The sequence below is a fragment of the Bradyrhizobium sp. 154 genome (assembly GCF_023073875.1).
In the GTDB taxonomy this organism is placed as follows: domain Bacteria; phylum Pseudomonadota; class Alphaproteobacteria; order Rhizobiales; family Xanthobacteraceae; genus Bradyrhizobium.
The window spans coordinates 171,573-178,186 of record NZ_JADPKG010000053.1; the positions used below are offsets into that span (position 1 = coordinate 171,573).

At 64.0% G+C, this 6,614-nt stretch carries 5 protein-coding genes; all 5 read left to right on the top strand.

What is annotated here, in order from left to right; all coding sequences use genetic code 11:
- Positions 1-59 precede the first annotated feature (59 nt).
- Complete coding sequence (gene mnmE, locus IVA92_RS14655; protein ID WP_247276611.1) at positions 60-1,418, top strand: tRNA uridine-5-carboxymethylaminomethyl(34) synthesis GTPase MnmE; 1,359 nt, start codon at positions 60-62, stop codon at positions 1,416-1,418.
- Between the two features lie 352 nt (positions 1,419-1,770).
- Positions 1,771-3,651, top strand: a complete 1,881-nt coding sequence (mnmG, locus tag IVA92_RS14660; RefSeq protein ID WP_247276612.1) for a tRNA uridine-5-carboxymethylaminomethyl(34) synthesis enzyme MnmG — start codon at positions 1,771-1,773, stop codon at positions 3,649-3,651.
- Between the two features lie 141 nt (positions 3,652-3,792).
- Complete coding sequence (gene rsmG, locus IVA92_RS14665; protein WP_247276620.1) at positions 3,793-4,434, top strand: 16S rRNA (guanine(527)-N(7))-methyltransferase RsmG; 642 nt, start codon at positions 3,793-3,795, stop codon at positions 4,432-4,434.
- Between the two features lie 31 nt (positions 4,435-4,465).
- Positions 4,466-5,335 carry a ParA family protein gene (locus IVA92_RS14670; RefSeq protein WP_247276613.1) on the top strand — a complete coding sequence of 290 codons (870 nt, stop codon included), beginning with the start codon at positions 4,466-4,468 and terminating at the stop codon, positions 5,333-5,335.
- A 138-nt stretch (positions 5,336-5,473) separates the two neighbouring features.
- Positions 5,474-6,358 (top strand): ParB/RepB/Spo0J family partition protein, encoded by an 885-nt coding sequence (locus IVA92_RS14675; RefSeq protein ID WP_247276614.1) that lies wholly within the window; start codon positions 5,474-5,476, stop codon positions 6,356-6,358.
- Positions 6,359-6,614: the final 256 nt, after the last annotated feature.

Genomic DNA, 6,614 nt, shown 5'->3' on the forward strand with positions numbered 1-6,614 from the left:
TGCCGCCTGGCGTTCGAAATGGAGGTTTGCCTTTTCTCCGGCAGCCGGACAAATAGGCCATGCATCCGCAAGACCAGACCATCTTTGCGCTGTCGTCCGGCCGTCCGCCAAGCGCGATTGCGGTGGTGCGGGTCTCCGGGCCACGGGCTGGCTTGGCGCTGACGACGCTGGCGGGTGAGCTGCCGGCGCCGAGGCACGCCAGCCGCAGGTTGCTCCGTGACGCCGTGGGCCAGCCGATCGATGATGCGGTCGTGCTCTGGTTTCCGGGGCCGGCAAGTGCGACCGGCGAGGACGTCGCCGAATTCCACGTCCATGGCGGCCGCGCTGTGCTCTCGGCGCTCCTCGCTGCAATTTCTGCTATCCCGAACACGCGAGCGGCCGAGCCCGGCGAGTTCACGCGACGTGCATTCGAGAACGGCAAGCTCGACCTCACCGAGGCCGAGGGCCTCGACGATCTCATCCACGCCGATACCGACCGCCAGCGGCGTCAAGCGCTGCGCCAGTTGCAGGGCCTGCTCGGCAATCGTGCACGCGATTGGCGCGAACGTATCATCGAAGCTTCGGCCTTGATCGAAGCCGGCATCGATTTCTCGGATGAGGGCGACGTGCCTGCCGAGCTTCTGGCGCCCGCCGTCAAGGCGATCGGAGCGCTGCATCGCGAAATTGCAGAAGTCCTTGCGGCACAGGGCCAAGCTGAACGGCTGCGCGATGGCCTGGTGGTCGCGATCGCAGGCGAGCCGAATGTCGGCAAGTCGACGCTGATCAATCAGCTCGCACGCCGCGAGGTTGCGATCGTCTCGCCGTACGCTGGCACCACACGCGATGTGATCGAGGTGCAGCTCGATCTCGACGGCTACCCCGTCACGCTGATCGACACCGCCGGCATTCGCGAGACCGACGATCCTGTCGAGCAAGAGGGCGTGCGCCGGGCACGGGCCAGGGCCGAAGACGCGGATCTCGTGCTGTGGCTGGTGGAGGGATCGCAGACCATCGATCCGGACGCGACGCGGTTGCTGCGGAAGGCCGGCGGCGGGAATGGTCCGTCTGGCGGCTCGATCTGGATCGTGCGCAACAAGGTCGATCTCGGCGGGGCTGGGGGATCGGGGCCGCGGGACGAGTTCGCGATCTCCGCGAGCCGGGGCGATGGCATCCCTCAGCTGGTCGATGCTCTCGTGAAATTCGCCTCTGAATTCTTCGGGAGCAGCGAGGGTGCATTGGTGACCCGGGCACGCCAACGCGAGCTGTTGCGCCAAGCGGCAGACAGCTTGCGCCGGAGTTTGGAGCTTGTAGAAGAGGGCGAAGAGCTCGCCGCCGAGGAATTGCGTGCCGCGGCCTATGCCTTGGGCCGGGTGCTGGGCCGGGTGAACGTGGAAGACGTGCTCGGCGCCATTTTCCAGAAATTTTGCATCGGAAAGTAGGATTAGTTCTTCATTGTAGAACTAGCCTTTGTTCCACTCTTTGCGTTTCACGTGAAACACATGCTGTGGTTCCTTTGCCTCGTGAAACGTTGGGGCGCCGGCCGTCGTTACGAGCATCACTGCACGATAATCCAGACTGCCCACGAAAGATTCTGGGATGCGTCGCCGCGATATCTTTTGATCATTTCAGTGATTTTGTTTCACCTGAAACGCAGCAGGTTCAATAGCTCGTCTACTGTGCATGGGGTTGTTTTCGCGAAATCGCTTTCCCCTCGAATGCTCCGTTTCACGTGAAACATCTCCGCCTAGTTTCCACTTCCGGCTTTCACACCTCTGAGCTAGAAGTTGGCTCATGCGAACAGAGCGAGAGAACTACGACGTCATCGTCATTGGCGGCGGTCACGCCGGCTGTGAGGCCGCGGCGGCTGCTGCTCGGATGGGTGCAACAACCGCTCTTGTGACGCATCGTTTCTCGACCGTAGGCGCGATGTCCTGCAACCCCGCCATTGGGGGTCTCGGCAAGGGCCATCTGGTCCGCGAAGTCGATGCGCTCGATGGTCTGATGGGCCGGGTCGGCGATGCCGGCGGCATCCAATTTCGTGTCCTCAACCGCCGCAAGGGTCCGGCTGTCCGTGGTCCTCGCGCTCAGGCCGACCGAAGGCTTTATGCGGCCGCGATGCAGGCCGCGGTCCGGGAGACCGAGGGTCTTTCCGTCCTCGAGGGGGAGGCTGAGGAGCTGATCGTGGTGGAAGGCCGGGTCATCGGTCTGCGCCTGGCCGACGGCCGGGAGCTTCGGGCAGGGGCGATAGTCGTCACCACCGGCACCTTCCTGCGCGGTCTGATCCATCTCGGCGAGAAGAATTGGCCCGCCGGTCGCGTCGGCGAGGCACCGGCGATGGGCCTTTCTGGCTCCTTTGAGCGCGCCGGCTTCACCCTCGGGCGGCTGAAAACGGGGACTCCTCCCCGCTTGGACGGCACCACGATCGATTGGTCGGCCGTCGAAATGCAGCCCGGAGACGAACCGCCTGAGCCGTTCTCGGTGATGACGGAACGGATCACGACCCCGCAGATCCAGTGCGGCATCACCCGGACCACCTCGGTGACCCATGAGGTGATCCGCGCCAATGTCCATCGCTCCCCGATGTATTCCGGCCAGATCAAGAGTTCCGGTCCGCGTTATTGTCCGTCGATCGAGGACAAGATCGTCCGCTTCGGCGACCGTGACGGCCATCAGATCTTCCTGGAGCCGGAAGGGCTCGACGATACAACTGTCTATCCCAACGGCATCTCGACCTCGCTCCCTGAGGAGGTCCAGCTCGCGATCCTCGCCAGCATTCCCGGCTTGGAGCGGGTGAAGATGGTCCGTCCGGGGTACGCCATCGAATACGACCACATCGACCCCCGCGAGCTCGATCCGACCCTCCAGACCAAGCGTCTGCGCGGTCTGTTCCTGGCCGGGCAGATCAATGGCACCACCGGATACGAAGAAGCCGCCGGGCAGGGCATCGTGGCAGGCGTCAACGCAGCGCTCTCCGCCAGCGGGGCGGCGCTAACGGTGTTCGACCGGGCGGATGGCTATCTGGGTGTGATGATCGACGATCTCGTCACCCGCGGGATCAGCGAGCCCTATCGGATGTTCACCTCCCGGGCGGAATACCGGCTGACGCTGCGGGCCGACAATGCGGATCAGCGTCTCACCGAGAAGGGCATCGCCTTGGGGTGTGTCGGCAGTGCCCGCATGCAGCATCATCGCGCCAAGATGGATGCGCTGAACGCAGCCCGCGCGCTCTCGAAGTCGCTTGCGATCACTCCGAACGAGGCGATCAAGCACGGACTCTCCCTGAACCGCGATGGCCAGCGCCGGTCCGCCTTCGAACTGATGGCCTATCCGGATATCGGCTGGAGCCAGGTCCGGGCGATCTGGCCGGAACTGTCGGCGATCGACCCCATCATCGCGACCCACCTCGAAACCGACGCCAAATACGACGTCTATCTGGAGCGCCAGAGCGCCGACGTCGAAGCCTTCCGGCGCGACGAGGGTATGGTGCTGTCGGAGGTCGATTATCAGCAGGTCCCCGGTCTCTCCAATGAGGTGCGGACCAAGCTGGAGAAGGCCCGACCGTTCACGGTCGGCCAAGCCGGCCGGATCGATGGGATGACGCCGGCGGCGCTCGGCATTCTCGCGGCCTACCTGCGGCGCGAGGCACGGAAGACCTCGAAGGCGATTGCATAGGCGTTTCACGTGAAACAGCGCGGGCCGGGAGGCGGCAGATCGTCATCAGGAAAACCTGCGGCGGGCGAGGGTGCCGGTCGACGGCCCGAGCCGAGGCTGATCAGACCGAAGATCGACAGCGCCGGCACCAACGATCAATCGCTGAACGCCCTCATCGCTGCTGACAAGATTGCGGCGCTCAAGCTCGCGCCTGTTTCAGATGAAACGGAAGACCGGCTCGATCGCTACATCGCCTTGCTCCGCGAGTGGCAGGCCAAGACCAACCTGGTCGCGCCCTCGACCCTGCCGCACCTCTGGACCCGGCACATCGCCGACTCGCTTCAGCTCGTGGATCTCGCACCGGCGGCAAAACGATGGGCCGACCTCGGGAGCGGCGGTGGCTTCCCGGGCATCGTCCTGGCCTGCGCCATGGCCGGGAGGCCCGATGCTCGCGTCCATCTTGTCGAGCGAATCGCCAAGAAGGCCGCGTTCCTGCGCGAAGCGATCCGTGTCACCACATCTCCGGGAGTCGTACATCTCGCTGAAATCGGGGATAATGTGGATAGAATCACCGGCCCCGTCGATTGCGTCACCGCGCGTGCGCTCGCTCCGCTACATCAACTCATCGGCTTTGCGGAGCCGCTGATACGCCAGGGCGCAAAAGCGTTATTTCTCAAGGGTCAAGATGTAGAGGCTGAATTGACCGAAGCCGCTAAATATTGGAATATTCGGCCTCAGCTTCATCCAAGCCGCACCGGCGACGGCTGGATCGTGGAACTGACGTCTGCCGAACGGCGCGGGTGAGGCGTTCAGGGGCCTGAGTGGGGAATTTACGATGACCGTGATTGACGAGCCGCAGCAAGAACAGACCGCCCAAGAACAGGCAGCGGAGGTGCCGCATGGCCACCCGCGCATCCTGGCGCTGGCAAATCAGAAGGGGGGCGTCGGAAAAACAACCACAGCGATTAACCTCGGCACGGCGCTCGCAGCGATTGGCGAACGCGTCCTGATCGTCGATCTCGATCCGCAGGGCAACGCCTCGACCGGCCTCGGCATCGATCGCCGCAACCGTAGCTGTTCGATCTACGACGTGCTGGTCGGCGAAGCCGCCTTGCGCGAGGCTGTGGTCTCGACCGCGGTGCCGCGGCTGCACATCGCGCCCTCGACCATGGATCTCTCCGGCCTTGAGCTCGAGCTCGGCACCACGCCCGGCCGCGCCTTCAAGCTGCGCGACGCCATCGGTGCGCTCAACAACAATGTCTCTCCGGATGCCGACTACACCTACGTGCTGATCGACTGCCCGCCTTCGCTCAACCTGCTCACGGTCAACGCGATGGCGGCGTCCGATGCGATCCTGGTACCGCTGCAATGCGAATTCTTCGCGCTCGAAGGTCTGTCGCAATTGCTGCAGACCGTGGAGCAGGTGCGCTCGACGCTCAACCCGAATCTGTCGATCCACGGCATCGTGCTGACCATGTTCGACTCGCGTAACAACCTCTCGAACCAGGTCGTCGCCGACGTCCGCCAGTTCATGGGCGAGAAGGTCTACAAGACCATGATCCCGCGCAACGTGCGCATCTCGGAAGCGCCGTCCTACGGCAAGCCGGTGCTGGTCTACGACCTCAAATGCGTCGGCAGCGAAGCGTATTTGCGGCTCGCCACCGAGGTGATCCAGCGCGAGCGCGAGCTGCGGACCACGCATTGACGAGGCCGTAGGGTGGCAAAGGTGTCTTCGCCGGGTCCACCGTCTTCCGCACACACTGGTGGGCACGCTTCGCTTACCCACCCTACGTTTCGAAATTCAGTTCTGGAGTGCGCTCAAGTGAATCCAAGGGAGCTGGCGATGGCCGACGAAGCGCGTTCGCGACTGGGCCGGGGTCTTGCGAGTCTGATTGGTGATGTCGGCGGCGAGGCTCAGCATGTCGATCGCCCGCGCGCGCAGCGCAAGGTGCCGATCGAATTCATCAAAGCCAATCCGCGCAATCCGCGTCGCACCTTTTCGGAGGCCGAGCTCAAGGAGCTCTCCGACTCCATCAAGCAGCACGGTGTGATCCAGCCGATCGTGGTGCGTCCGGTGAAGGGCGCGCAGGATCGCTACGAGATCATCGCCGGCGAGCGGCGCTGGCGCGCTTCGCAAATGGCTGGCCTGCATGAAGTGCCGATCGTCCCGGTCGACATCAGCGACAGCGATGCGCTGGAGTTCGCGATCGTCGAGAACGTGCAGCGCGAAGACCTCAACCCGATGGAAGAGGCGCAGGGCTATCACGCGCTTGCCAACGAGTTCAAACGCAGCCAGGACGATATCGCAAGAGTCGTCGGCAAGAGCCGCAGCCACGTCGCCAACATGATGCGTCTGACGAAGCTGCCGGCCGAGGTGCAGGCCTTGATCGCAACCGGCGAGCTGACGGCTGGCCATGCTCGCGCACTGATCGGCGTGCCCGATCCGCTCGCGGCCGCCAAGCGCATCGTCGAGGAGGGCCTCAACGTCCGTCAGACCGAGGCGCTTGCGCATGAAGAGGGCGTGCCGGGGCGCAAGCCGCAGAAGGCGCGCGCTGGGGCGAAGGAAAAGGACCCCGATACGGTCGATCTGGAAAAGCGCGTCAGCGACGCGCTCGGTCTCAAGGTCACCGTCAATCACCGCGATCCTGGCGGATCCGTGCAGATCAACTATCGCAACCTCGATCAGCTCGACGAGGTGATGAAGCGGCTCGCGAAGGGCGCGCTGTAGCTCGCGTGTCGTTCCGGAGCTGGGTGCGAAACCGGGATCGTGCGCGGCACGTCCAATCTATTTCCCTCACCCTGAGGAGCTGCGAAGCGGCGTCGCGAAGGGCGGGGATCACAGGCGGGCCTGCATCCTTCGAGACGCGCGCAAGAGCGCGCTCCTCAGAGCCTGACCGAAAAAGGGTGAGCGGTTTTGGCCGGCTTGTGATTCCTTCGGATTTGCAAAGATTCGAGGGAGGACACCATGCCGTGGACCAAAACCG

Coding starts and splice junctions, on each gene's coding strand:
- mnmE (WP_247276611.1), top strand. CDS start 60: ATGCATCCGCAAGACCAGACCATCTTTGCGCTGTCGTCCGGCCGTCCG.
- mnmG (WP_247276612.1), top strand. CDS start 1,771: ATGCGAACAGAGCGAGAGAACTACGACGTCATCGTCATTGGCGGCGGT.
- IVA92_RS14670 (WP_247276613.1), top strand. CDS start 4,466: ATGACCGTGATTGACGAGCCGCAGCAAGAACAGACCGCCCAAGAACAG.
- IVA92_RS14675 (WP_247276614.1), top strand. CDS start 5,474: ATGGCCGACGAAGCGCGTTCGCGACTGGGCCGGGGTCTTGCGAGTCTG.